Here is a 22,003-nt window from a genome sequence, read left to right as displayed (position 1 = left end):
GCGTACCATGCGATTCATTGACACCTGGACGTCAGCCACGCTGCGCGCTGTGCGCGACCTCACGCCCGGCATTCGCGAATTCCTGCTGCGGCCGGACGATTTCACCGGTGCGCCCTATCCCGTCGGCAGCCACATCGATGTCGGCGTCACCATCGACGGCCAGCCGCAGACCCGGTCCTACTCGCTGGTCGGCGAAGTCGATACGCAAGGTTTCCGGATCGCGGTGCGGCACGCAGCGGATTCCCGCGGCGGCTCGCGCTATATGTGGTCGCTTGCGCCGGGGGCGCGGCTCACCATCACGCAGCCCGCCTCGCTGGTGCAGCTCGACTGGACGCGGCGGCAATTCTGCCTGGTCGCAGGCGGCGTCGGCATCACGCCGATCGTCGGTGCGGCCGCGGCGCTGGTCCGCCGCGATGCCGGCGTGACCTTGCACTATGCTGTGCGCACGCGCGGCGATGCGGCCTATCTCGACACGCTCGAGCGTCTGCTCGGCGACCGCCTCATCGTCCATGCCGGTGACGAGGGCAGACGGCTCGACCTCGACAGCGTCTTCGTAAGGCTACCGCAGGATACGATGACGTTGTTCTGCGGCCCGATGCGGATGCTGGATGCGGCGCGGCGCGCGTGGGAAGCGTCCGGCCGGGCGATGACCGATCTGCGTTACGAGACCTTTGGATCGAGCGGGCTGCTGCCGACCGAGGCGTTCCGCGTGCGGCTCAGGGGTGAAGGGACCGAGTTCGTGATCCCGCGCGACCGCTCGATGCTGGACGTGCTCAACGAAGCCGGCCATGAGGTGATGAGCGACTGCCGGCGCGGCGAATGCGGCGTCTGCGCGATTGACGTGGTCGCTGTCGACGGCGAGATCGACCATCGCGACGTCTTCTTCAGCGATCACCAGAAGCAGGCGAGCGGCAAGATCTGCGCGTGCGTCTCGCGTGCCCGCGGCACCATCACGGTCGACACCCTGCATCGCGCCGACGTGCCGTGATGCGCCCGATCGGCGCTACGCCGCGTGCACCGAGTGCTGCGGATTACGATCGAGCAGCGCGGAGATATCGCTGCCCGACATCGGCCGGCCGATCAAATAGCCCTGCACCTCGTCGCAGCTGGTCTGGCGCAGATACTCGAGCTGATCGGCGGTCTCGACGCCTTCGGCCACGACGCCGATCTGCAGGTCCTGCGCGAGGCCGATCACCGATTTGACGATCGCGGCGCAATCCGGCTGGGTCAGCATGTCCCGGATGAAGGATTGATCGATCTTGATGCGGCTGAACGGCAGCTTGCGCAGATAGGTCAGCGACGAGAAGCCGGTGCCGAAATCGTCGAGCGCGACCGTCAGGCCGAGCTCGAGCAGCCCGTTCAGGATCGCGGCTGCCGATCCGTATTTCGAGATCAGCATCGATTCGGTGATCTCGATCTCCAGCCGGTTCGGCGCGACATTGGCCTCGGCAAGCGCCTCGACGATGGTCTGCAGGATGCCGACGTTCTGGAACTGGACCGCGGAGAAATTCACCGCGATCCTGATGTCGTCAGGCCAGCGTGACAGCATCGTGCAGGCGCGACGGATCACCCACTCGCCGAGTTGGTGGATCAGTCCGCTCTCCTCGGCGATCGGAATGAAGACGCTTGGCGGCACCAGACCACGCGTCGGATGCTGCCAGCGCAACAGCGCCTCGAAGCCGGTGACGCGGCCTTTGCGGATGTCGAGGAACGGCTGGTAGACCAGAAACAGCTGGTCCGCCTCGATCGCCTGTTCCAGGTCGCGCTGCAGGGCGCGGCGGTCCCGAGCCGACTGGTCGTCGCTGGCCTCGAAGAAGCAGATCGTGCCGGGACCGGATTTCTTCGCCCGGTAAAGCGCGATGTCGACATGCTTGAGCAGTTCGTGGGACGTGTTGCCGTCCCGCGGCGCGAGCACGATGCCGATGCTGATGGCGCTGGTGATTTCGAACCCGTCGATCGCAAACGGATCGGCGAATGCCGCGACGAACCGCTCGGCGATCGCGAGCGCATCCTCGGCCCGCGTCAAATTGGACATGATCAGCGCGAACTCGTCGCCGCCGATCCGTGCGACATGTTCGGCCGCGCGCGTGCAGCGCTGCAACCGGGCCGCAAGCTGCACCAGGAGCTCGTCGCCTGCCGGATGGCCGAACCTGTCGTTGATCTCCTTGAGGCGATCGAGATCTAGCAGCAGCACCGCGAATTCCTCGCCCGAGCGCTCCAGCCGGCTCAGCGCGCCATTGAGCGCCTCGTTGAAGGCGACGCGGTTCGGCAGATGCGTCAGCGGATCCTGCCGCACCGTCCGTTCGGCCTCGTGCTGGGCGATGATGCGGCGCCTGAACTCGAATGCGTTGAGGAAGACGCCGCGCAGCAGCACGGAGCCGTAGACCAGAACAAGGATGGCCATCAGGAGATAGATGAAGTCGCCGTCCCTGCCGAGGCAGATTGCGGTGCCGACGAAGATCGGCGCGGTAAAGGCGATCGCGGCGATCGGGATGGTGGAGAAAGCGAAGGCGCCGCCGGCCAGCATGCCGGCGCAGAGACAGGTGATCACCAATTGTGCGCCGCTCGATGCGTTCGCAAAGAAGGCGACCGGGACGACACCCCAGGCGGCACCGAGCGCCAGCGCATTACGCACCAGCCGGTACATGGTTCGGCGCGATACGAATTGCGGCTTGGCGATGCGGCGCGATGCACGCGCTTGCAGGCCGAAGAACAGCGCCGCGCTGCTCACGGCGGTGGCCCACACCAGCGCGAAGGCCCAATCCGGCGATTGCCACAGTGCAGCTGCCAGCACCAGCGCGTTGCAGGCGTTGGCCAGCATGATGCCGAAGGAATAGCCGAGCACGAGCGAAACCTGCTCGGCGCGGATGTGGCCGGCAAGCGCTTCGTCGGTCGGTGGTGCGCCGAAGGCCGCGAGGTCACCCGCGAACAAGGCCGCGAAATATGATCTGAGATCGATACGCATCTCACTACATTGCCTGCGCGTCACCACGTCGCCTGCGTGGTTTGACCATGCGCAGGGACCAAGAATTCTCTGCAAACCTTTGACAAACTATGAACTATTGGAACGAACCGTGCCGCGGCGGGCTCACGTTTTGGTTCCCGCCGGCAGGCATTGCTAACAAATCGATAGAAATGCGTGACGGGTGTCACGGACCGGCAGATATTGCCCAGCGCCACGCGGCTTGATCCTCCGCCGGTTTTTCGCAATGACTTGAGTTCCCGCGAACGGCAAGAACCAGAAGGTGCGCATGAGCCTCCCGATCACGAACCATGATCCCGGGTTTCGGATCACGCGGGCCAGCCACGTCGTGCTGACGGTCCGTGACCTCGCAGCGAGCCGGCGGTTCTATGAGGAGGTGATCGGGCTAATCCTGACCGCGGAGGAGGGCGATGCGCTCTATTTCCGCGGCGTCGAGGAGGCCTGTCATCACAGCCTTGTGTTGCGCAAGGGCGGAGACGCCGTCTGCGCGCGGCTCGGCCTGCGGGTGTTCAGGGATGATGACCTCGACCGGCTCAAGGCCTTCTTCGAAGCGCATGGCTGCGCGGCCGCCTGGGCCGAGGTGTCCTACCAGGGCCGCACGCTGCGGGCGACCGATCCGGCCGGCACGCCGCTCGAGTTCTGCGCGACCATGCCGGTCGAGCCGCGCATGATCACCAAATTCACCCGCCATGCCGGCGGCTCGGCGCTGCGGCTCGATCATTACCAGGTGCTGACGCCGGAGGTGCGCAAGGCGTGCGAGTTCTACACTGCGGCCGGCTTTCGGCTCAGTGAGTACATCGCGCCCGCCGGCACGTTCGACCTGCGCGGCGTGTTCCTGCAGCGCAAGGGCAACCCGCACGACATCGTGTTCTTCAACGGTGCGGGACCGCGGCTGCATCATTTCGCGTTCCTCGCGCCCGAGGTCCATCATCTGCTGAACGCCTGCGATCTCGCCGGCGAGCTCGGCTATGGCGCGGCCGTCGAACGCGGACCCGGGCGGCACGGGCCGGGGCATGCGATGTATGTTTACATGCGCGATCCCGACGGGCACCGGGTCGAGCTGTTCAACACGCACTATCAGATCATGGACATCGAGAACGAGCCGATCGGCTGGGACCCGTCTGATCACAAGATCTCGTTCCCGTGGGGCCTGCCCGCGCGGCAGGCCTGGTTCGAGGAGGCGACGCCGTTCGAAGGTGTTGCGATCCGCGAGCCGCAAATGAAGCCGAGGCCGTTGACGCTCGAGAGTTACCTCGCGAAGTAGCATGTCATTGCCAGCAGCGAAACCCGGGCATGATCCCTTGTATGACGCGGCCATCGTCGGCCTCGGGCCGGTAGGCGCCATCTTCGCCAACCTGCTCGCGAAAGCCGGCCTGAGCGTCGCGGTCGTCGAGCGCACTGCCGACATCTACGACAAGCCGCGCGCGATCACGCTCGACCACGAGGCGCTGCGCGTGCTGCAGGCGATCGGGCTCGGCGATTTCATGGAGCAGGCGATCGCCCCGCATAACGGCTCGCATTATCTCGGCGTTGACGGCGAGATCATCAAGATCTTCGACCCGATGCCGCCGCCGTATCCGCTCGGCTGGATTCCGAACGTCACGTTTGTGCAGCCGGATGTCGAGCAAGCGCTGCGCGACAAGCTTGTCCAATATCCGCAGGTCGACGTTTTTCTCGCAACCGCCGGCGTGGCGCTCGAGCAGGACGAGCGCGCGGTGACGTTGTCGGCGCGGCGCGAGCGAGGCGACGAGTTCCCGATCCACGCGCGCTATCTGATCGGCTGCGACGGCGCCAACAGTTTTGTGCGCAAGCAGCTCGGCATCGGCCTCGACGACCTCGCCTTCGATGAATGGTGGATGGTGGTGGATACGCTGACCAGCGACCCCACCAAGCGGCCGGCCAGGAGTTTTCAGTACTGCTGGCCGTCGCGTCCCGGCACCTTCGTGCCGGGGCCGCGTAATCTGCAGCGCTGGGAGATCAAGCTGTTGCCGGGCGAGGATCCCGAGGCGTTCGGCGCACCCGACAACGTCGTGACGCTGCTGAAGGGCTTCACCGATATTTCCGACCTCACGATCTGGCGCTCGGCGGTCTATCGCTTCCACGCGCTGCTTGGGCAGCGCTGGCGCGACCGCCGCGTGCTCCTGATGGGCGATGCCGTGCACCAGACGCCGCCGTTCCTCGGCCAGGGGCTGTGCGCCGGCATCCGCGATGCCGTGAACCTTGCCTGGAAGCTGAGGCTGGTTCTCCGTGGCGACGCCGACGAGACGCTGCTCGACAGTTACGAGATCGAGCGCAAGCCGCATGTCCGCGCCGTCGTCGCCAGCGCCAAGGAGTTCGGCAAGATCATCGGTGAACTCGATCCGGCGGTTGCCGCCGAACGCGACGTCCAGCTGCGCGCCGACCTGAAGGCCGGCAAGGCCGAAACCATCAGGCAGAAATTCATCCCCGATCTCGTCTCCGGCCTGATCGCGCCCGGTGCAGTTCTTGCCGGACGGCTGTTCGTGCAGCCGCATGTGCGGGCACCGGACGGGCGCACGTGCCGGCTCGACGATTTGCTGAAGCCGGAATTTGCGATCGTGACGGCTACCGCGGAGCCGCTGGCGTGGCTGTCGGACGCGTCCCGTGCCGCCTGGCAGCATCTCGCCGGCGAGCGCGTCGTCGTCACCGCGTCAGGTGAAAGCAGCGATACCAACGGCATTCTGAGCGTGGTCGAGCGCGACGGGTTGTTCGCCGACTGGATGCAGCAACATGGCGCCGCGGCGGTCATCGTGCGGCCCGACCGTTACGTCTTCGGAGCCGCCGGCACCGCCGGCGAGCTCAATATGCTCGTCGGGCAACTGCTCCAGAACCTCAGCGCAGGGCACTAGCCTTTTCAAGCCAGCGCTTTGTCTGTACCACCGGAAGAAAGAAATTCCGGGGGAAACCAGTGAACAACAACAATGATGTGGCCGAATTTGATTACGTGATCGTCGGCGCCGGCTCGGCCGGCTGCGTGCTCGCCAACCGCCTGAGCGCCGACGGCAAGCATTCGGTGCTGCTGCTCGAGGCCGGGCCGAAGGACACCAACATCTGGATCCATGTCCCGCTCGGCTACGGCAAGCTGTTCAAGGAAAAATCCGTCAACTGGATGTACCAGACCGAGCCTGAGCCCGGCCTGAACGGACGCCAGGTGTTTCAGCCGCGTGGAAAAGTGCTCGGCGGCTCCAGCTCGATCAACGGCCTGCTCTATGTGCGTGGCCAGCACGAGGACTATGACCGCTGGCGGCAGCGCGGCAATGCCGGCTGGGGTTTCGACGACGTGCTGCCCTACTTCAGGAAGGCGGAGGATCAGCAGCGCGGCGGCGACAAATATCACGGCGCCGGCGGTCCGCTGCCGGTGTCGGACTGGCGGCATCACGATCCGCTGTCGGAAGCCTTCGTGCATGCCGCGGCCGAGGTCGGCATCCCGACCAATCCGGATTTCAACGGCGCGACCCAGGAGGGCGCGGGCTTCTTCCAGACCACGACGCGGCGCGGCCGGCGCGCCTCGACGGCGCGGTCCTATCTGCGGCCGGCGCTGACGCGCGGCAATCTGCATGTCGAGACGTCGGCACTAGCGCAGCGCGTCCTGTTCGACGGCAAACGCGCGAGCGGCGTCGCGTACCGGCAGAACGGGCAGTTGCGCACGGCCAAGGCGCGCAAGGAGGTGCTGGTGTCGAGCGGCGCGTACAACTCGCCGCAATTGCTGCAGCTCTCCGGCATCGGCCCCGCCGATCTGTTGAAGCAGCACGGCATCGAGGTTCTGCTCGATGCGCCCGGCGTCGGCAACGATCTGCAGGATCACATGCAGGTGCGCATCGTCACGCGCTGCGCCCAGAGCGTCACGCTGAACGACGTCATCAACAATCCGGTGCGCCGCGTCATGGCCGGCCTGCGCTACGCGGCGTTGCGCAAGGGGCCGTTGACGATTGCGGCCGGCACGTCGGGTGCATTCTTCAAGACCAGTCCGCGGCTGGCGTCACCGGACATCCAGATCCACTTCCTGCCGTTCTCGACCGACAAGATGGGCGAGAAGCTGCATCCGTTCTCGGGCTTCACGGCGTCGGTCTGCCAGCTGCGCCCGGAGAGCCGCGGCTCGTTGAAGATCCGGAGCGCGGACCCGGGCGTGCCGCCGGAAATCCGCATCAACTACCTGGCGACCGAGACCGATCGCCGCGCCTTCATCGACGGCATCCGCATCCTGCGCAAGATCCTGGCCGCGCCAGCGCTGAAATCATACTCGGTCGGCGAAGTCGATCCCGGCGCCAAGGTGGTCAGCGACGACGACCTGCTCGATTTCTGCCGCCGTACCGGCAGCACGGTCTATCATCCGACCTCGACCTGCCGGATGGGCAACGATGCGCTCGCGGTCGTCGACAACAGGCTCAAGGTGCGCGGTGTCGAGGGCCTGCGCGTGGTCGATGCGTCGGTGATGCCGGACCTGATGTCGGGCAATACCAACGCGCCGACGATCATGATCGCGGAGAAGGCGTCGGATATGATTTTGGAGGATGCAAGGTAAGATGTGATCCGTCATCCTGAGGAGCGCGTAGCGCGTCTCGAAGGATGCACGGCCACAGATGGGCCGTCGACCCTTCGAGGGCCGCTGAAGAAGCGGCCACCTCAGGGTGACGGTGAACGGCTACCGGCCCTCACCCCTTATACGCGCGCACCCGTGCGACCATCTGCTCGACATGGGCGATCGGGGTCTCCTGCAGGATGCCGTGACCGAGGTTGAAGATCAGTCGCCCCTTGCCGAAATTCTCCAGCACATCGTCGACTGCGCGGTCGAGCGCGGCGCCGCCGGCAATCAGGGCCAGCGGATCGAGATTGCCCTGCACCGCGACGCGGCTCTGGACGCGCTCGCGGATCATCGACGGCTCCGCGGCCCAGTCGATCGAGACGGCATCGACGCCGGTTTGCTCGACATAGGCCGGCAGCATGCCTGCCGCGCCGCGCGGAAAGCCGATGATCCGGGCACCGGGGACCTGCTTGCGCACCCCGGCAACGATGCGCCGGGTCGGCTCGATCGACCAGCGGGCGAACTCGCGCGGCGGCAGCACGCCGGCCCAGGTGTCGAAGATCTGCAGGCAGTCGGCGCCGGCCTTGAGCTGGCCGACGAGATAGTGGATCGAGTTCTCGACCAGGACGTCGATGATTTTGGCGAAAGCGTCCGGATGGCGATAGGCAAGCATGCGCGCGGGGGCCTGGTCCGGCGTGCCCTGTCCGGCGACCATATAGGTCGCAACCGTCCATGGCGCGCCGCAGAAGCCGATCAGCGTGATCTCGGGCGCAAGCTCGCGCCGAACGCGGCGCAGGGTTTCAAAGACCGGCTCGAGCTGGTCGAAATTGGCCTCGGTTGCCAGCGTCGCGATCTCGCCGGGGGTTGCCAGCGGATCGAGCCGCGGCCCTTCGCCGGCCTCGAAGCGCACCGAGCGGCCGAGCGCGTAGGGGATCACCAGGATGTCGGAGAAGATGATCGCGGCGTCGAAGTTGAACCTGCGGATCGGCTGCAGCGTGATCTCGGTGGCGAACTCGGGCGTGAAGCAGAGATCGAGGAAGCCGCCGGCCTTGGCGCGCAGCTCGCGATATTCCGGCAGATAGCGGCCGGCCTGCCGCATCATCCAGAGCGGCGGTACGGCCTGCCGGTGGCCCGACAGGAGGTCGATGAGCGGCTTCTTGGTGGGATCCTGGGGCACGCGAAAGTTCCTGATCACGGTCAAATTTGGCCCCTGATACACGCTGCGGCGCAATGGGCCAAGGCGATACTCAAGGCGGTTCTGGAACCCCGGTTTGCGGAGGCGCGTTGCACGGCGGGGCTGGAGGATACCTTCCTGGCCTCCGATCCGGTCAGCGCCATGCAACCGCGTCGTCGAAGCACGACGACAATCCGGACAATTAGCTGGTTTATCCCAGCGAGCGCTAACCACGATGCGAACGGGTTCAGTCATCCGAGGAACGGCTCACCGCGCAGCGGCGGCTCGAAGCGCACGCGTGACATGTTTGCGGACGGCCTCGATCAGCGAACCGCCCGCATATCGCGATGCCCTCGACCGGCTAGACCGGGCCGCCTTCGGGGCGCTGGACCCGCTCGAATTCGAAGGTCACGCCGAGCCGGCGCTCCAGGCGCCAGACCAGAATGCAGTGCCGCGGGATCGGTTCGCTCTCGATCTCGAGATCGAACGCGAACGGAATTGCGACGTCGCCTTCGACAGCGAGCCCCGCGCCGCCGGTCGAGATGTTGAGCACAAGGCATCCGACGCTGGTGTTGCGGAAGAAGATCGTTCCGCGCTTCATCAGGGGCGTTCGCTGGCTGTCGGTCTTGTATCTTCTTATTGTTGCACTCACGGCAGTCTCCTACCCCCGTTGTGATGCCGGCTCGCGATCGTTTCCCCGGAGAACGCTCTCGAGCGGGATGATTTTCTTCGAAATATCATCCCGCTCTATCTCTTTGTTTTGAGCATGATCGTTTCGGAAAACCGCTACACACTTTTCCGGATCATGCTCTAGTTCACCAGCACGGCGCCGTCGCAGCGGATGCCCAGCACCCAGACGTCGACCTGGCCGAGCCCGATGCCGAGCGTCGAGAGCAGGGACGCCAGCACCTGATCGATCGGGCTCGTCACGCCATTCAGGATGCCCATGACGAGCGCGCCCAGTCCCGGGACCGGAAGCCCGAGCGGGCCGACGTTGATGGTGAGCGAGAGGTCGCCGAGCAGGCTTGAGGTGAGCGACGTGAGGAAGTTGGTCGTCGTCACCGTCTTCTTCGTCCCGGACTGGATGTCGCTGTAGCTGAAATTGACGTTAGTCGGCGTGGTGTTGCCCATGCCGACATGGGCGAGGCCGGTGACGGTGATGAGACCAAGATTGACCAGCAGCGCCGGCGGCGGATTGGGCTTGGTCGTGAAGTTGGTCATGTCGGCAACCGTGACGTTGCCGATCCAGGCGTCGACGATCCCCGGCGTCACGCCGATCGTGACCTGCGAGGTGTTGATGTTCGGACGGCCGCACGACACCGCGTTGAGCGTCGCGGTGCCCGAGGCGACCTCGACATAGACCGGGAGGTTGATCGCCGAAACGCTGCCGGAGCCGAGCACATTGACCGTCGCCAGGATCCTGGTCTGCGCAGTATGGACGCTCACGCCCTGGGTGCCCATCGCGATCCAGCTCGAGCCGACCGGACGCTCGCCGACCGTCGCGATCACGGACACGTTGGCGATGCCGGGCAGCCCGAAATTGACCGAGGTTGCGATCTGATTGCTGCCGTTGGCGATCTGCGCCACCGTGTTGATGAGGTCGAAGAGCGAAACGCTGGCGCCGACCTTCGGTTTCTGGCCCACCGTCAGGTTGGCAAACGGGCCGAGGTCGATCAGGGTGCCCGGCGAAACCTTGGTTGAAGAGCCGGTGACGGCCTGGGAGATCGTCGACAGTGCGGTCGTCGCCGCGTTGGCGCCGTTGGTGATCTGCTGTGTGGTCAGCGCCGCCGCGATGAGATCGCCGACCTTGACGTTGCTGCTCAAGACGTCGCTATAGGTGACGCCGGTCAGGTTGATCCGGGTCGCCAGCGCCGACAGGAAGTCGAGTGCGTCGATCTTGGCGCTGATCAGCGAATTGTAGTCCATCACCGAGAGCGACAGTGTGGTGCCGAGCATCGAGCCGAGCAGCGCATTGATCACGCCGCCATTGACCGAGAGCAGCCGCGAGCCGATCTCGAACGTGGCCATTTCGGTCGATGTCGCGGTGGCGGTCGTCGTGATGTTGAAGCTGCTCGCGCCGGTGATATAGCGCGCGAAGTAGAGCGGGGTCTTGGTCGTCAACGTGACGCGCGCGGCGTTCGGAATGCCGACCGCAGGGGTCACGAAGCGGGACTGCGGCGCGACGGCGCTGTTGGCGACGTAGGTCCCGGTCTCGACCTTGACCAGTGCGCTGGCCGGATAGTTGTTCTGCGTCACCGTCGCGGAGGCGGCGTTGACCGGATTGCTCAGATTGGCGGCAGCGACGATCGCGGCGAGGTCGGCGGTGCTCTGGGTCTTGCGCCGGTCGGCGAAGATCGTGCCGAGATCGATGGCAAGCCCGGCGCACCCGATCAGGAGCGTCATCAGGCCGGCCGAGATCATCGCGAAGTTTCCTCGTTCGTCGGCGCCGAAGCGCCGCATCAGCATGAGGATGCCGCTCATGCTAGAAGCCCCCGTACTGGATCGCAGCGGAGCGGACGATGGTGCTCGCCGGTGCCGGGACGAAAGGCAGCTTGTAGATGAAGTTGCCGGCCGCGTTGTAGTTGACCGTCACGACGTAGACGTTGGCGTTCAATGGGGACGGTGCGGCATTGACGGTGAGATTGCCGGCCACGAGCAGCGGGTAGGTCGATGCGTTGGCGGTGACGTAGTTCGTCGCGAGGCTGTTGCGTTCTGTGTCGGTCATTCCCGCGATCGACGACCGCGCCGCTTCGGCGGCGAGCTGCTGGACGCCATGCACCATCGCGAGATACGAACCGAATACAATGATGCCGAAAATGAAGGCGAGAAACAGCGGCAGCATCAGCGCAAATTCGACAGCAGAAGCGCCGCTTCGACACCGAAATAACCTGGTCATGGCACACCTCGAAACGCAATCTAGGGCGCCACGTTGCGAGGCTTTGATTAAGGAAAACTATGAAAACGCTTCCGCGAATCAGGGACGTCAATTCGGATCAATGGGAGCGTTCAAACTTATTGGGTGGGCGACACGTTATGGGGCGATCAGAATCTTTGATGCCGTGTCCGCAGAAATCCGGGGTCCGATGGTGTCGAGGTGCTGCGTGCGGGTGCAGATGCAGTCGTCCGATACCGTAGCACTACGTGGCAATGCACGTAACAATACATAAGACCAGCAATTTCAATTGCATCGCGGCAAATTGAAACTAAACGAAAGTGCAACCAAATGTTAGTATAGCTGAATCACATACTGGAGAACGTATTTGCGTCCCGTGCTGAGATTGGAGGGCTCGCGATGCACAGACCACGTCAGCATTTGAATATTCCTACAGAGATCGTTCGCACCGTCGTTGCGATCGCAGAGACGGGAAGTCTATCGAAGGCCGGCGAGCGTCTCGGCCTCAGCCAGCCGGCGATCAGTTCGCAGGTCAAGCGACTGCAGAGCCTGGTCGGCGGCGCGCTCTTCGTCAGAACGGCGAACGGCACCACGACGACGGAGCTCGGCAAGGTTGCCGTGCAGCAGGCAAGGCGAATCCTCGAAGCGAACGACCAACTGCTTCGGCTCGGCGGCAATCACGAAGGACCGCAGCCGCTGCGGCTCGGAATAAGCACGATGCTCGCCGAGGAATTCCTCAAGCTGCATCCGGCCGACGCACTCGCCGACGTTCTGCTTCACGCAGACATGTCGCCGATCGTCATCCGAGGATTGATCGACGGCTACATCGACATCGCCTTCGTCTACAGCAACCCTTCGCTGGAGAACGAAGACGAGGTGACGATCGCCGCCGAGGCCGACGAGCGTTCGGTGTGGGTACGATCACGCGATTTTGTCCTGCGGCCGGGCGCCCCGATCCCGATCCTGGCGTGGCCGGGTGACGACTGGATGATCCGGACGCTCACCAAGCACAACATCACGTACAAGATCGTGTTTAGGAGCCCGAACCACCAGCTGCGACTGGACGCCGCACGGGCCGGATACGGCCTGACGGCATGCCCCGAGCGGATGATCCCGTCCTCGCTGATTTCGGCGAAGGACTATTATCTCCCGGAGCTTCCGGTGCAGAAGCGCCTGCTGTGTGTTCGCCCGGGTCTCGAGGGAAGCCGCGCGACGGCGATGGTGCAGCGGTTGTCCAGCCTGTTCTTCAGCGGCGCGAAGCCGATGCGTCAGGTGAGCAACATGTAATCCGGCGCCGCCGGGCTCCGGCGGCACAGATCAGTAGTGCGGTGGGCGCTCGTTGGCGGGGCCCGGCGCTTGGCGTTCGGCCTCCTGAAGCCGGTCGCGCAACTCGGCGAGCTGGCGTGTCAGCGCGTCGATCTGCTTCCATTGTGCCGTGATGGTCTGGTTCAGCGTCTCGATGGCTTCGTCCTGGTAGGTCAGGCGGACTTCCAGCGCATCGATCCGTTCGCTCAGCTTTGCCGCATCATTCATGCACGGCATCCTCGTGCCCACGCGCGCGCAGGCCGTGGCCGAGCGCGACCCGTTCGTCGAACACAAAGCAGTCGCCGCGCCAGCGGCTGTCCTGCCGGGGCGTTTCCTCGAGATATTTCAGGATGCCGCCCTTGAGGTGATAGACCTCGCTGAAGCCTTGCGCGAGCAGATAGGCGCTGGCCTTCTCGCAGCGGATGCCGCCGGTGCAGAACATGGCAATCCTGCGGTGCTTCGCGGGATCGAGCTGCCGCGCGGCAAATTCCTTGAACTGTCCGAAGCTCGCGATTTTCGGATCGACCGCGCCTTCGAAACTGCCCATCGCGACCTCGAACGCGTTGCGGGTGTCGAGCACCATGATGTCGGGCGAGGCGATGAGTTCGTTCCAGTCGGCGGCGTCGACATAGGTGCCGACCTGCCGCGTCGGATCGACGGTCGTGTCGCCGAGCGTCACGATCTCCTTCTTCAGCCGCACCTTGAGCCGCTGGAACGGCATCTGCGCGGCTTCGGAGAATTTCAGCTCGAGGTTGTCGAGGCGACCGCCGAACAGCGGCCCGTCCTTGAGCTCCGCGACGAGGCCATCGATGGCTTCGTCGCTGCCGGCGATGGTGCCGTTGATGCCCTCATGCGCGAGCAGCACGCTGCCCTTGAGATTGAGGTCGGTGCACAGCGCGCGCAGCGGCTCGCGCAAGGCGCGGAAGTCGGGCAGCGCGGCGAACTGGTAGAAGGCGGCGACCTTGAGGGGCATGGCCGGGGTTTATCAGGCCGGCCAGATCGGCGAAACCCCGCAAAGCCATGCATTATCGGGATAATTCCTCTGGCATACCATGCATTGCCCTGCCGGGGATGAATGTGCCATGTACTCCGCATCCCCTTGGCATCCACCTGCCGCAGCAGCATCTGACCATCACGATCAAGCGAGCTCTCCGTTATGAGGAATTTCCACTTCGCCGGCCGTTCCACGGTCCACGCCCAGAACGCGATGGTCGCAACGTCGCATCCGGAGGCGGCACTGGTGGCCATCGAGGTGATGCGCGCGGGCGGCACGGCCGCCGACGCCGCGGTTGCGGCCTGCGCGCTGCTCGGCGTCATCGAGCCGCAATCGACCGGCATCGGCGGCGACTGCTTTGCGCTGATCCAGCCGAAGGGCGAGGGCAAGATCACGGCCTATAACGGCAGCGGCCGGGCGCCGATGGCGGCCACCGCCGAGTGGTACCTCGAACGCAAGATCCATTCGGTGCCGCTGACCTCGGCGCATGCCGTCAGCATTCCCGGCGCGATCGACGCCTGGGACGTGATCCTCAGGGATCACGGCAAGTTCGGCTTCGACCGGCTGCTGCAGCCCGCGATCAAAGCCGCCGAGAAGGGCTATGTCGTCGCTCCGCGCATTGCCTTCGACTGGAAGAACGGTTTTGAGAAGCTGAAGAACGGCACCAACACCGAGCGCTATCTGCTGCCGCACGGCAAGCCCGCGGTCGCCGGCGACGTGATCCGCCAGCCCGAGCTCGGCAAGACGTTGCGCGCCATCGCGCAAAAGGGCCGCGATGCCTTCTATAGCGGCGAGATCGCCGCCGACATGGTCGACACGCTGCGCGGTATCGGCGGCTTGCACACGCTGGAGGACTTTGCGGCGCATTCGACCGAGGCGACCGCGCCGATCGGCACGATATACAAGGGCCATGACGTCTGGCAGTGCCCGCCGAATGGCCCCGGCATCACCATGCTGGTCATGCTCAACATCCTGTCGCGCTTCGACCTGACCAAGTTCAAGCCGCTCAGCATCGAGCGCTTCCACCTCGAAGCCGAGGCGGCACGCATCGCCTACATGATGCGTGAGCAGTACATCGGCGACCCCCAGCACGCCCATGTCGATGTCGCCGGCATCCTCTCGAGGGAGTTCGCCGACGAGCACATCAAGAACATCCGGATGGACCGGCTGCTCGAGCTGCCGAACGTGGCGCCGCCGATGAATCCCTCGACCGTCTACATCACGGTGGTCGACAAGGACCGCAACGTCTGCTCCTTCATCAACTCGATCGCGCATTCGTTCGGCTCGGCGATCGTCTCCAACAAGACCGGCGTCCTGCTGCAGAACCGCGCCGGCGGCTTCCGCATCCAGCCCGGCCATCCGAACTGCATCGCGCCGGGCAAGCGTCCGCTGCACACCATCATCCCGGCGCTGGCCACAAAAAACGGCCGCGCGGTGATGCCGTACGGCGTGATGGGCGGGCAGTATCAGCCGGTCGGCCAGACCCACGTTCTGACCAACATGCTCGACTATGGCTGCGACATTCAGGAGGCGATCGACATGCCGCGCGGCCTGCATTACGAGGGCGTCTACCAGCTTGAGGACAGCGTGCCGGCGGAGATCGTCGAAGGCCTGAAGAAGATCGGCCACAAGACCACCAGCGTGGTCGCGCCGCTCGGCGGCGGTCAGGGCATCTGGATCGATTGGGAGAAGGGCACGCTGACCGGCGGCTCCGATCCGCGCAAGGACGGCTGCGCGCTCGGCTACTGATTGTCGCAGGCGGCAGCGCCGGATATACGTTGAGGAACTAGCTGTTCTCGCAGGGATTGGTGCTGGAAGCCCTTTCCCGCGAGGCCCGCCATCAGCTCCCTCGATCCAGATGATACGGACCAGGCCGATTTGCGCGGCGGCATCTCGCCGTGGTTTGTCGCCGCAACGCCACCGCCACATCCCACGCTATCGGAAAGTCTCGCCTGCGATGCGCTCATCGTTGGCGCCGGCATTACCGGCTCGCTGGTCGCCGAACGCCTGACCCGTCAGGGGCTGGACGTCGTCATTGTTGATCGGGAGCGTCCGGGCCGAGGCAGCACTGTAGCCAGCACGGCGATGTTGTTGTGGGAGATCGACCGCCCGCTTGTCGAGCTGACCGCGATGTATGGCTTCGATCGGGCTGCGCGCGCCTATCGGGCTAGCCTCGATGCCGTGACCGGTCTGATCTCGCTGGTTCGTGACCACAACCTGCCCGGAGAGATCAGAAAGAAGCGCTCGCTCTATCTGGCGGCCGGCAGCTCTGCAGCCGAATTGCTTGATGAGCATCGGCTCCGCCGCCGCGCCGGCCTGCCCGGCGAGTTCCTCGATCATGGACAATTGCTCGAGAGCTACCGGATAGCGCGCGCCGGCGCGATCGTCTCGCCCGGCGCGGCGGATGTGGATCCGCTTCAACTTGCCCGCGGGCTGCTCCACCTCGCACTCGCGCGCGGTGCGCGGCAGTTCGATGCGGAGGCCATAGCCTTCGATCCGGCGGGCGAAACGGTGACCGTGGGATTCGAGAATGGTCGCGAAATTGCCGCGAAGGCCGTCGTGCTGGCGACCGGCTATGTGATGCCGGACATCGTTCGGTCTACGATCCAGACCGTGTCCTCGAGCTGGGCGATTGCGACCACACCGCAGCCGCAGAACATCTGGAAGGACGGCGCGCTGATCTGGGAGAACGCCAAGGATTATCTTTACGCCCGGACGACGCCGGCGGGCCGCATCATCATCGGTGGCGAGGATAGCGATGAGGTCATCGCGGCTGATGCCCGCGACCGCTTGATCCAGGAGAAGGCGCTGCGGCTCGTGCAACGTCTCGCCGCGCTCTGGCCGTTCGCCGCAACGGAGATCGAATACCGCTGGGCCGGGACGTTCGACACCACGAGCGATGGCCTGCCGCTGATCGGTCCGGTGCCCGGCGCGAAGCGCGTCTATGCGGCGTATGGCTATGGTGGCAACGGCATTACCTTTTCCTATCTTGCTGCGCAACTGATCGGCGATCTCATCGCAGGCGGCAGCTCGCCGTTGCTCGACGATTTCGCGCTGGACCGCGATGGCGGCATGGCCGGTCACTGAAAAACGGCTAGGGAATTGCCGCGCGCTGCGCTAGAGACGGCGGTCGTTCACGAGAGGTGCAAGATGCGATCTTCACGACGCACGATCATCACGACTGCATTCGCCGGCCTGGCGGCGGCAGTCTCCACGTCCGTTGCCGGCAGGACGGCAATGGCCCAAACCGCAGGAAAGCCCATGACCACAGCTTCAGGCCTCCAGATCATCGACAGCAAGGTCGGCACCGGCGCCTCGCCGAAGACCGGCCAGACCTGCGTCATGCACTATACCGGCTGGCTCTACGAAAACGGCCAGAAGGGCAAGAAGTTCGACTCCTCCGTCGACCGCAACGAGCCGTTCGAGTTTCCGATCGGGCAGGGTCACGTGATCAAGGGCTGGGACGAGGGCGTCGCCACCATGAAGGTCGGCGGCAAGCGCACGCTGATCATCCCGCCGAACCTCGGCTATGGCGCGCGCGGCGCCGGCGGCGTGATCCCGCCGAATGCCACGCTGATGTTCGACGTCGAACTGCTCGGCGTTAAATGACCTGATGGCCGTCAAGTAACCGGCCCATGACAAAAAGGGGCGCAGCGATGAAGATCTCGATCCTCGACGATTATTTCGACACCCTGCGCACCCTCGATTGCTTCCGCAAGCTCGACGGCTACGACGTCACGATCTGGAACGATCATGTCCAGGACGTCGACGCGCTCGCCGAGCGGCTGCGCGACACCGAGGCGCTGGTGCTGATCCGCGAACGCACCCAGATCCGCACCCCGTTGCTCGAACGTCTGCCGAAGTTGAAGCTGATCAGCCAGCGCAGCGTCTTTCCGCATATCGACATCAACACCTGCACGCAGCTCGGCATCATCGTGTCGTCGGGCCAGCATGCCGATACGCCGTCCTATGCCACCGCCGAATTCACCTGGGGCCTGATCCTCGCGGCGATGCGCGCGATCCCGCAACAGATGGCGGCGCTGAAAGCCGGCAAATGGCAGATCGGCGTCGGCCATACGTTGCGCGGCAAGACGCTCGGCATCTACGGCTATGGCCGCATCGGCGCCGTGGTCGCGGGCTACGGCAAAGCGTTCGGCATGAACGTGCTGGTCTGGGCGCGCGAGGCGGCGCTGGCGAAGGCCCGCGCCGACGGCCATGAGACCGCCGCCAGCAAGGCCGATTTCTTTGCCCGCTGCGACGTGCTGTCGCTGCATATGCGACTGGTCGACGCAACGCGCGGCATCGTCAAGGCGGAAGATCTCGCGCGAATGAAAGACACCGCGCTGATCGTCAACACCAGCCGCGCGCCGCTGATCGAGCCCGGCGCACTGGTCAACGCGCTGCGCGCCGGCCGGCCCGGCATGGCCGCGGTCGACGTTTACGAGAAGGAGCCGCTGCGCGACACGTCGGATCCGCTGCTCAACATGGACAATGTGGTCTGCACGCCGCATCTCGGCTACGTCTCGCGCGACGAGTACGAGATTCAGTTCACCGACATCTTCGACCAGATCGTTGCCTATGCCGCAGGTACGCCGACGAATGTGGTCAATCCCGATGTGTTGACACATCCCCGCCCGCGCGGCTGATTGATCGCGGCATGAGAAGGACCGGCCGAATGGACCGGTCCTTCTCAAAACCTGATCGCCTGCAGATCAGAGCTTCTTGTTCGCTGCGGCCGCGGCCTTGTTCACGGCGTCTTTGGCGATCTCCTTGGCGTCGCCGAGCGCCTTCTGGCCCTTGCCCTTGGCTTCCTGGATCGCGCCTTCGCCCTGCATCTGCTCGGATCCGGTGGCTTCGCCGATCTTCTGCTTGGCTTTGCCCATCGCCTCGTTGGCGGTGCCCTTGATCTTGTCGGTGGTGCTGCCCATAAGTCTCTCCCTTCAAATCCATTGAAACTTCGCGTCGGCAACGCGCGGTCGCGCGGGAACGTTCCTATTTTCCGCTCGCCTGCGCGGCTGCTTTTCGGTAGCGTTCCGCGCACGAAAACTTGACCAATGAAAGCAAGAACGATGAGCGGTTCCCACGATCACACCCATTCTCACGACCACGATCATCACCATCACGACGACGAGCGCTGGAAGCACGACGGCGTCCGGGTGATTCCGGGTAACCAGCTCGATCCGAACGTGCCGTCGACTGCCGGCATGGACCGCAAGGCCGCGATCAATTTCGCCCGGGTCGGCGCGCAGAAATTGTGGGCAGGCACCGTCAGCATCAAGCCGGACGCCAAGACCGGCGCGCATCATCACGGCCATCTCGAAAGCATCATCTATGTCGTGAAGGGCAAGGCGCGGATGCGCTGGGGCGAGAAGCTGCAGTTCACCGCCGAAGCCGGTCCCGGCGATTTCATCTTCGTGCCGCCCTACGTGCCGCACCAGGAGATCAACGCCAGTCCCGACGAGGTGCTGGAATGCGTGCTGGTGCGTTCCGACGGCGAGGCGGTCGCGATCAATCTCGACATCGAGCCGGTCGAGAAGCCGGAGAACGTGCTCTGGGTCGATCCGGTGCACCGGCATCCCGACGAGAAGAAATAATGGGGCCTCGTCATTCCGGGGCTCGCGAAGCGAGGGCCCGGAATCCATCGGGCCACAGCGTTGGTGGATGAATGGATTCCGGGCCCGACGCTGCGCGTCGCCCCGGAATGACGGCAGAGCAGGGAGGCCAGCATGACGCTGGTTCGTTACGAGAGCGCCGACCACGTCGCGACCATCACGATGGCGCGCAGTGAAAAACACAATGCGCTCAACAACGCGTTGTGTACCGAGCTGCGTGACGCCTGGCTGCGGTTTCGGGACAGCGGCGATCGTGTCGCGGTGCTGGCTTCGGCGGAGGAAAAGTATTTCTCGGTCGGCGCCGATGTTGGTGATCTCCCCGCCAACATGTGGCACGCCGTGCCTGGCCTCGGCGTCGAGCTGGACAAGCCGGTGATTGCCGCGACATCCGGCTGGGTCGTGGGTGGCGCCTTCGTGCTGGTGCAGATGGCTGATCTGTGTGTGGCGTCGGAGACGACGCGCTTCATCTACCCCGAGGGAAAGATCGGCACCACCGCGGGCGGCGTCTCATCGGTGATGGCGCGGATGCCGCACAAGATCGCGATGGAGTTTCTGCTGGTCGGCGACGAGATGTCGGCGGAACGCGCCTTCCAGATCGGTTTCGTCAACAAGGTCGCGCCGAAGGGGCGGCACCTCGCGCTGGCGCAGCAGATGGCTGCCAAGATCGCCGGCAATGCCCCGCTGGTGGTCCGCGCGCTGAAGAAGCTGGCCCGCGAGGCGATGCCGAAGGGACCGCTGGAAACAGTCGCCGACGCGCGGCGGCTGCTCGATGAGGTCAGGGACAGCGAGGATCTCAAGGAAGGCGTGAAGGCCTTCGCCGAGAAGCGGAAGCCGAGGTTTACGGGGAAGTAGCGCCGTCATTGCGAGGAGCGAAGCGACGAAGCAATCCATCTCTCCGGTGCGCGGCGCGATGGATTGCTTCGCTTCGCTCGCAATGACGGCGTCTGAAGACTACGCAAACACCCGGTGATCGATCGGCCCGTTCGGCACCACATAACCGTAGCGCGTATTCGACGGCTCTACGCCGGCCTTCTCATACTGCGCCTTCATCATCGCAAAGCGGTCGCCCTTGATGTCGAGCATCGCGCGCTTCGGCTGGATGTTGTAGAGCCGGGCATTGTTGTCGCCGAAGATCGCAGTCTTCACCGGTCCGTCGGCGGGTCCAAGCGGCGCGTAGCCGAACTTCTTCTGCATCACCTCGGGGATTTCCAGCCGCCGCAGGCCCTCGATCTGCCATTGCGGCGCGCCGGTCCACAGCGCGTCGGTGCCCCAGCAGACGTGGTCGACGCCGAGGCCCTTGATCAGGGTGCCCATCAGCGCGGCGCAGACATTGGGCTCGGCGACCAGCGTGGTCGCGAACAACTGCCCGACATCGCCGTAGACATTGCTGACGCCATACTGCGCCGGGATGTCGGCGAGGTCGGAGGTCCAGGCGATCCGACCGGTGCGCTCGAATTCGGCCAGCGCGACCTTGGGATCGCCACCGACATGGCGATAAGCAGAGTGGTAGATGACGAAGTTGAGCTGCGGCCAGTCCTTGGCCGCTTGGCCGACATCGGCAACGTCGGCGAAGCCGCGCAGGTTCGGATACTGCTTCTCGATCCCGGGCGGGAACAGTCCCTTGTGCACGCAGACATTCTTGATGCCCGCCTTGACCATCTTCTCATAGCCCTTGTAGGCGACCTTCTCGTCGTCCAGCCGCCAGGGATAGCGGCTGATCTCCTTGTGGGTGTTGTCGCCGATCGTGTAGCCCTTGCAGGATTCCGGCTTTAGCGCCAGCGCAGCATCGAGCTTGTCGAGCCAGCCGGGCTGCCCGGGCGTGAAGATCGCGTGGCAGAACACGCGGCGCGAGCCGGCCTCGTCGTTCATCTTCTTGCGCGCGTCGGCCATTTGCTCGTTGGTCAGGAACCAGTCCTGCTCGATGTCCGACGGCGCCGAGGAGATCAGCGCGATCTTGGTGTCGGAATCAAGAAACATCTCCTTCTTGTAGTTGTTGAACTTCAGATCCTCGATGGTCTGCTCGTGATCGTTGAGCTCCTTGTTCCAGCCGGCCTTGCCGACCGCCTTGCGCATTTCCACAAAGCCCATGATGCGGGTGTCATCGCGCAGGAAATGCGTGTGCATGTCCATGATGAACTGGTCTTTCAAGCCGCTCGCGCGCTCCTGCGCCATCGCCGGCGTTGCGGCCTCGGCCGGCGTCACGTCGAACAGCGGGCCATAGACCTGGTTCATCGCGACAAAGGAAGCGGCCATGCCGGCCGCGGTCTGAAAGAATTTTCTGCGATCGAGGCCCTGCTTGCCGCCGAGATCGTCGGCCATCGCCAGCAGACGCACCTCCACCTCGCGCTGCCGTTCGTTCTGCGGGTCGGGATAGAACTCGTCGCTGGAGACGATCTGGGTCGGGATCGGCGTTTGGTACTGGCACAGTTCGGAGGGCATCAAGGCGGCAAGTTCTTCGTCGGTGAGATTGCTGCTCATTCTTCGCTCCCGCATCTCGCCGGG

At 64.6% G+C, this 22,003-nt stretch carries 20 protein-coding genes; 11 read left to right on the top strand and 9 right to left on the bottom strand.

Translation table 11 applies throughout. The features are described from left to right. Nucleotides 1–7: 7 nt before the first annotated feature. Nucleotides 8–988, top strand: a complete 981-nt coding sequence (locus ACE103_RS33835) for a PDR/VanB family oxidoreductase (protein WP_375776548.1) — start codon at nucleotides 8–10, stop codon at nucleotides 986–988. 15 nt (nucleotides 989–1,003) lie between these two features. Here ACE103_RS33835 and ACE103_RS33830 read toward each other — a convergent pair whose 3' ends face one another. Then, on the bottom strand, nucleotides 1,004–2,965 hold the full coding sequence (locus ACE103_RS33830; RefSeq protein ID WP_375781239.1) for a putative bifunctional diguanylate cyclase/phosphodiesterase: 1,962 nt from the start codon (nucleotides 2,963–2,965) through the stop codon (nucleotides 1,004–1,006). 286 nt (nucleotides 2,966–3,251) lie between these two features. Between ACE103_RS33830 and ACE103_RS33825 the strand changes: the two genes are divergently transcribed. Genes ACE103_RS33825 through ACE103_RS33815 form a run of 3 tightly spaced genes read left to right on the top strand, consistent with a single transcriptional unit; the run spans nucleotide 3,252 to nucleotide 7,523 of the window. Continuing rightward, on the top strand, nucleotides 3,252–4,247 hold the full coding sequence (locus tag ACE103_RS33825) for a VOC family protein (protein WP_375776547.1): 996 nt from the start codon (nucleotides 3,252–3,254) through the stop codon (nucleotides 4,245–4,247). Between the two features lie 37 nt (nucleotides 4,248–4,284). Continuing rightward, nucleotides 4,285–5,850 (top strand): bifunctional 3-(3-hydroxy-phenyl)propionate/3-hydroxycinnamic acid hydroxylase, encoded by a 1,566-nt coding sequence (locus ACE103_RS33820; protein WP_375776546.1) that lies wholly within the window; start codon nucleotides 4,285–4,287, stop codon nucleotides 5,848–5,850. 59 nt (nucleotides 5,851–5,909) lie between these two features. Next, complete coding sequence (locus ACE103_RS33815) at nucleotides 5,910–7,523, top strand: GMC family oxidoreductase (RefSeq protein WP_375776545.1); 1,614 nt, start codon at nucleotides 5,910–5,912, stop codon at nucleotides 7,521–7,523. A gap of 130 nt (nucleotides 7,524–7,653) precedes the next feature. Here ACE103_RS33815 and hemE read toward each other — a convergent pair whose 3' ends face one another. The 4 genes from hemE to ACE103_RS33795 form a co-directional block, all read right to left on the bottom strand. Beyond that, entirely contained in the window at nucleotides 7,654–8,700 is a 1,047-nt protein-coding gene (gene hemE, locus ACE103_RS33810) for a uroporphyrinogen decarboxylase (protein WP_223969501.1), read from the bottom strand. 358 nt (nucleotides 8,701–9,058) lie between these two features. After that, the gene (locus ACE103_RS33805; RefSeq protein WP_223969500.1) at nucleotides 9,059–9,349 is read right to left on the bottom strand and encodes a PilZ domain-containing protein; all 291 of its coding nucleotides are present in this window, start codon (nucleotides 9,347–9,349) and stop codon (nucleotides 9,059–9,061) included. 158 nt (nucleotides 9,350–9,507) lie between these two features. Further along, complete coding sequence (locus tag ACE103_RS33800; protein ID WP_375776544.1) at nucleotides 9,508–11,178, bottom strand: pilus assembly protein TadG-related protein; 1,671 nt, start codon at nucleotides 11,176–11,178, stop codon at nucleotides 9,508–9,510. 1 nt (nucleotide 11,179) lies between these two features. Then, complete coding sequence (locus tag ACE103_RS33795) at nucleotides 11,180–11,593, bottom strand: TadE/TadG family type IV pilus assembly protein (RefSeq protein ID WP_375776543.1); 414 nt, start codon at nucleotides 11,591–11,593, stop codon at nucleotides 11,180–11,182. Nucleotides 11,594–11,989: 396 nt separating this feature from the next. Between ACE103_RS33795 and ACE103_RS33790 the strand changes: the two genes are divergently transcribed. After that, complete coding sequence (locus ACE103_RS33790) at nucleotides 11,990–12,877, top strand: LysR family transcriptional regulator (RefSeq protein WP_223969497.1); 888 nt, start codon at nucleotides 11,990–11,992, stop codon at nucleotides 12,875–12,877. A 30-nt stretch (nucleotides 12,878–12,907) separates the two neighbouring features. Here ACE103_RS33790 and ACE103_RS33785 read toward each other — a convergent pair whose 3' ends face one another. Further along, nucleotides 12,908–13,123 (bottom strand): SlyX family protein, encoded by a 216-nt coding sequence (locus ACE103_RS33785; RefSeq protein ID WP_050401697.1) that lies wholly within the window; start codon nucleotides 13,121–13,123, stop codon nucleotides 12,908–12,910. Then, nucleotides 13,116–13,868 carry a rhodanese-related sulfurtransferase gene (locus ACE103_RS33780; RefSeq protein WP_375776542.1) on the bottom strand — a complete coding sequence of 251 codons (753 nt, stop codon included), beginning with the start codon at nucleotides 13,866–13,868 and terminating at the stop codon, nucleotides 13,116–13,118. The genes ACE103_RS33785 and ACE103_RS33780 overlap by 8 nt, the downstream gene beginning before the upstream one ends. Nucleotides 13,869–14,051: 183 nt before the next feature. On the opposite strand from ACE103_RS33780, the gene ggt reads away from it, so the two are divergent. From ggt to ACE103_RS33760, 4 genes are all read left to right on the top strand, one after another. After that, nucleotides 14,052–15,638, top strand: a complete 1,587-nt coding sequence (gene ggt / locus ACE103_RS33775) for a gamma-glutamyltransferase (protein ID WP_375776541.1) — start codon at nucleotides 14,052–14,054, stop codon at nucleotides 15,636–15,638. Nucleotides 15,639–15,767: 129 nt separating this feature from the next. Further along, entirely contained in the window at nucleotides 15,768–16,976 is a 1,209-nt protein-coding gene (locus tag ACE103_RS33770; protein ID WP_375776540.1) for an NAD(P)/FAD-dependent oxidoreductase, read from the top strand. 63 nt (nucleotides 16,977–17,039) lie between these two features. Next, nucleotides 17,040–17,498, top strand: a complete 459-nt coding sequence (locus ACE103_RS33765) for an FKBP-type peptidyl-prolyl cis-trans isomerase (RefSeq protein ID WP_173641166.1) — start codon at nucleotides 17,040–17,042, stop codon at nucleotides 17,496–17,498. A gap of 47 nt (nucleotides 17,499–17,545) precedes the next feature. Next, nucleotides 17,546–18,535 (top strand): D-2-hydroxyacid dehydrogenase family protein, encoded by a 990-nt coding sequence (locus ACE103_RS33760; RefSeq protein WP_375776539.1) that lies wholly within the window; start codon nucleotides 17,546–17,548, stop codon nucleotides 18,533–18,535. Between the two features lie 66 nt (nucleotides 18,536–18,601). Here the strand turns inward: ACE103_RS33760 and ACE103_RS33755 are convergent, their stop codons facing one another. Beyond that, complete coding sequence (locus ACE103_RS33755; RefSeq protein ID WP_223969492.1) at nucleotides 18,602–18,817, bottom strand: CsbD family protein; 216 nt, start codon at nucleotides 18,815–18,817, stop codon at nucleotides 18,602–18,604. A 141-nt stretch (nucleotides 18,818–18,958) separates the two neighbouring features. Here ACE103_RS33755 and ACE103_RS33750 point away from each other — a divergent pair, with 141 nt between their 5' ends. Continuing rightward, complete coding sequence (locus ACE103_RS33750; RefSeq protein WP_076866333.1) at nucleotides 18,959–19,483, top strand: cupin domain-containing protein; 525 nt, start codon at nucleotides 18,959–18,961, stop codon at nucleotides 19,481–19,483. Nucleotides 19,484–19,615: 132 nt separating this feature from the next. After that, a complete protein-coding gene (locus ACE103_RS33745) occupies nucleotides 19,616–20,353 on the top strand; it encodes an enoyl-CoA hydratase/isomerase family protein (protein ID WP_375776538.1) in 738 nt (245 codons plus the stop codon). Between the two features lie 99 nt (nucleotides 20,354–20,452). Here ACE103_RS33745 and ACE103_RS33740 read toward each other — a convergent pair whose 3' ends face one another. Beyond that, on the bottom strand, nucleotides 20,453–21,979 hold the full coding sequence (locus ACE103_RS33740) for an amidohydrolase family protein (RefSeq protein ID WP_375776537.1): 1,527 nt from the start codon (nucleotides 21,977–21,979) through the stop codon (nucleotides 20,453–20,455). Between the last annotated feature and the right edge of the window lie 24 nt (nucleotides 21,980–22,003).

This window comes from Bradyrhizobium sp. ma5, assembly GCF_042258955.1.
In the GTDB taxonomy this organism is placed as follows: domain Bacteria; phylum Pseudomonadota; class Alphaproteobacteria; order Rhizobiales; family Xanthobacteraceae; genus Bradyrhizobium.
Note: the sequence above shows the minus strand (reverse complement) of the source record. Positions and strands in the feature narration are given on the sequence as shown.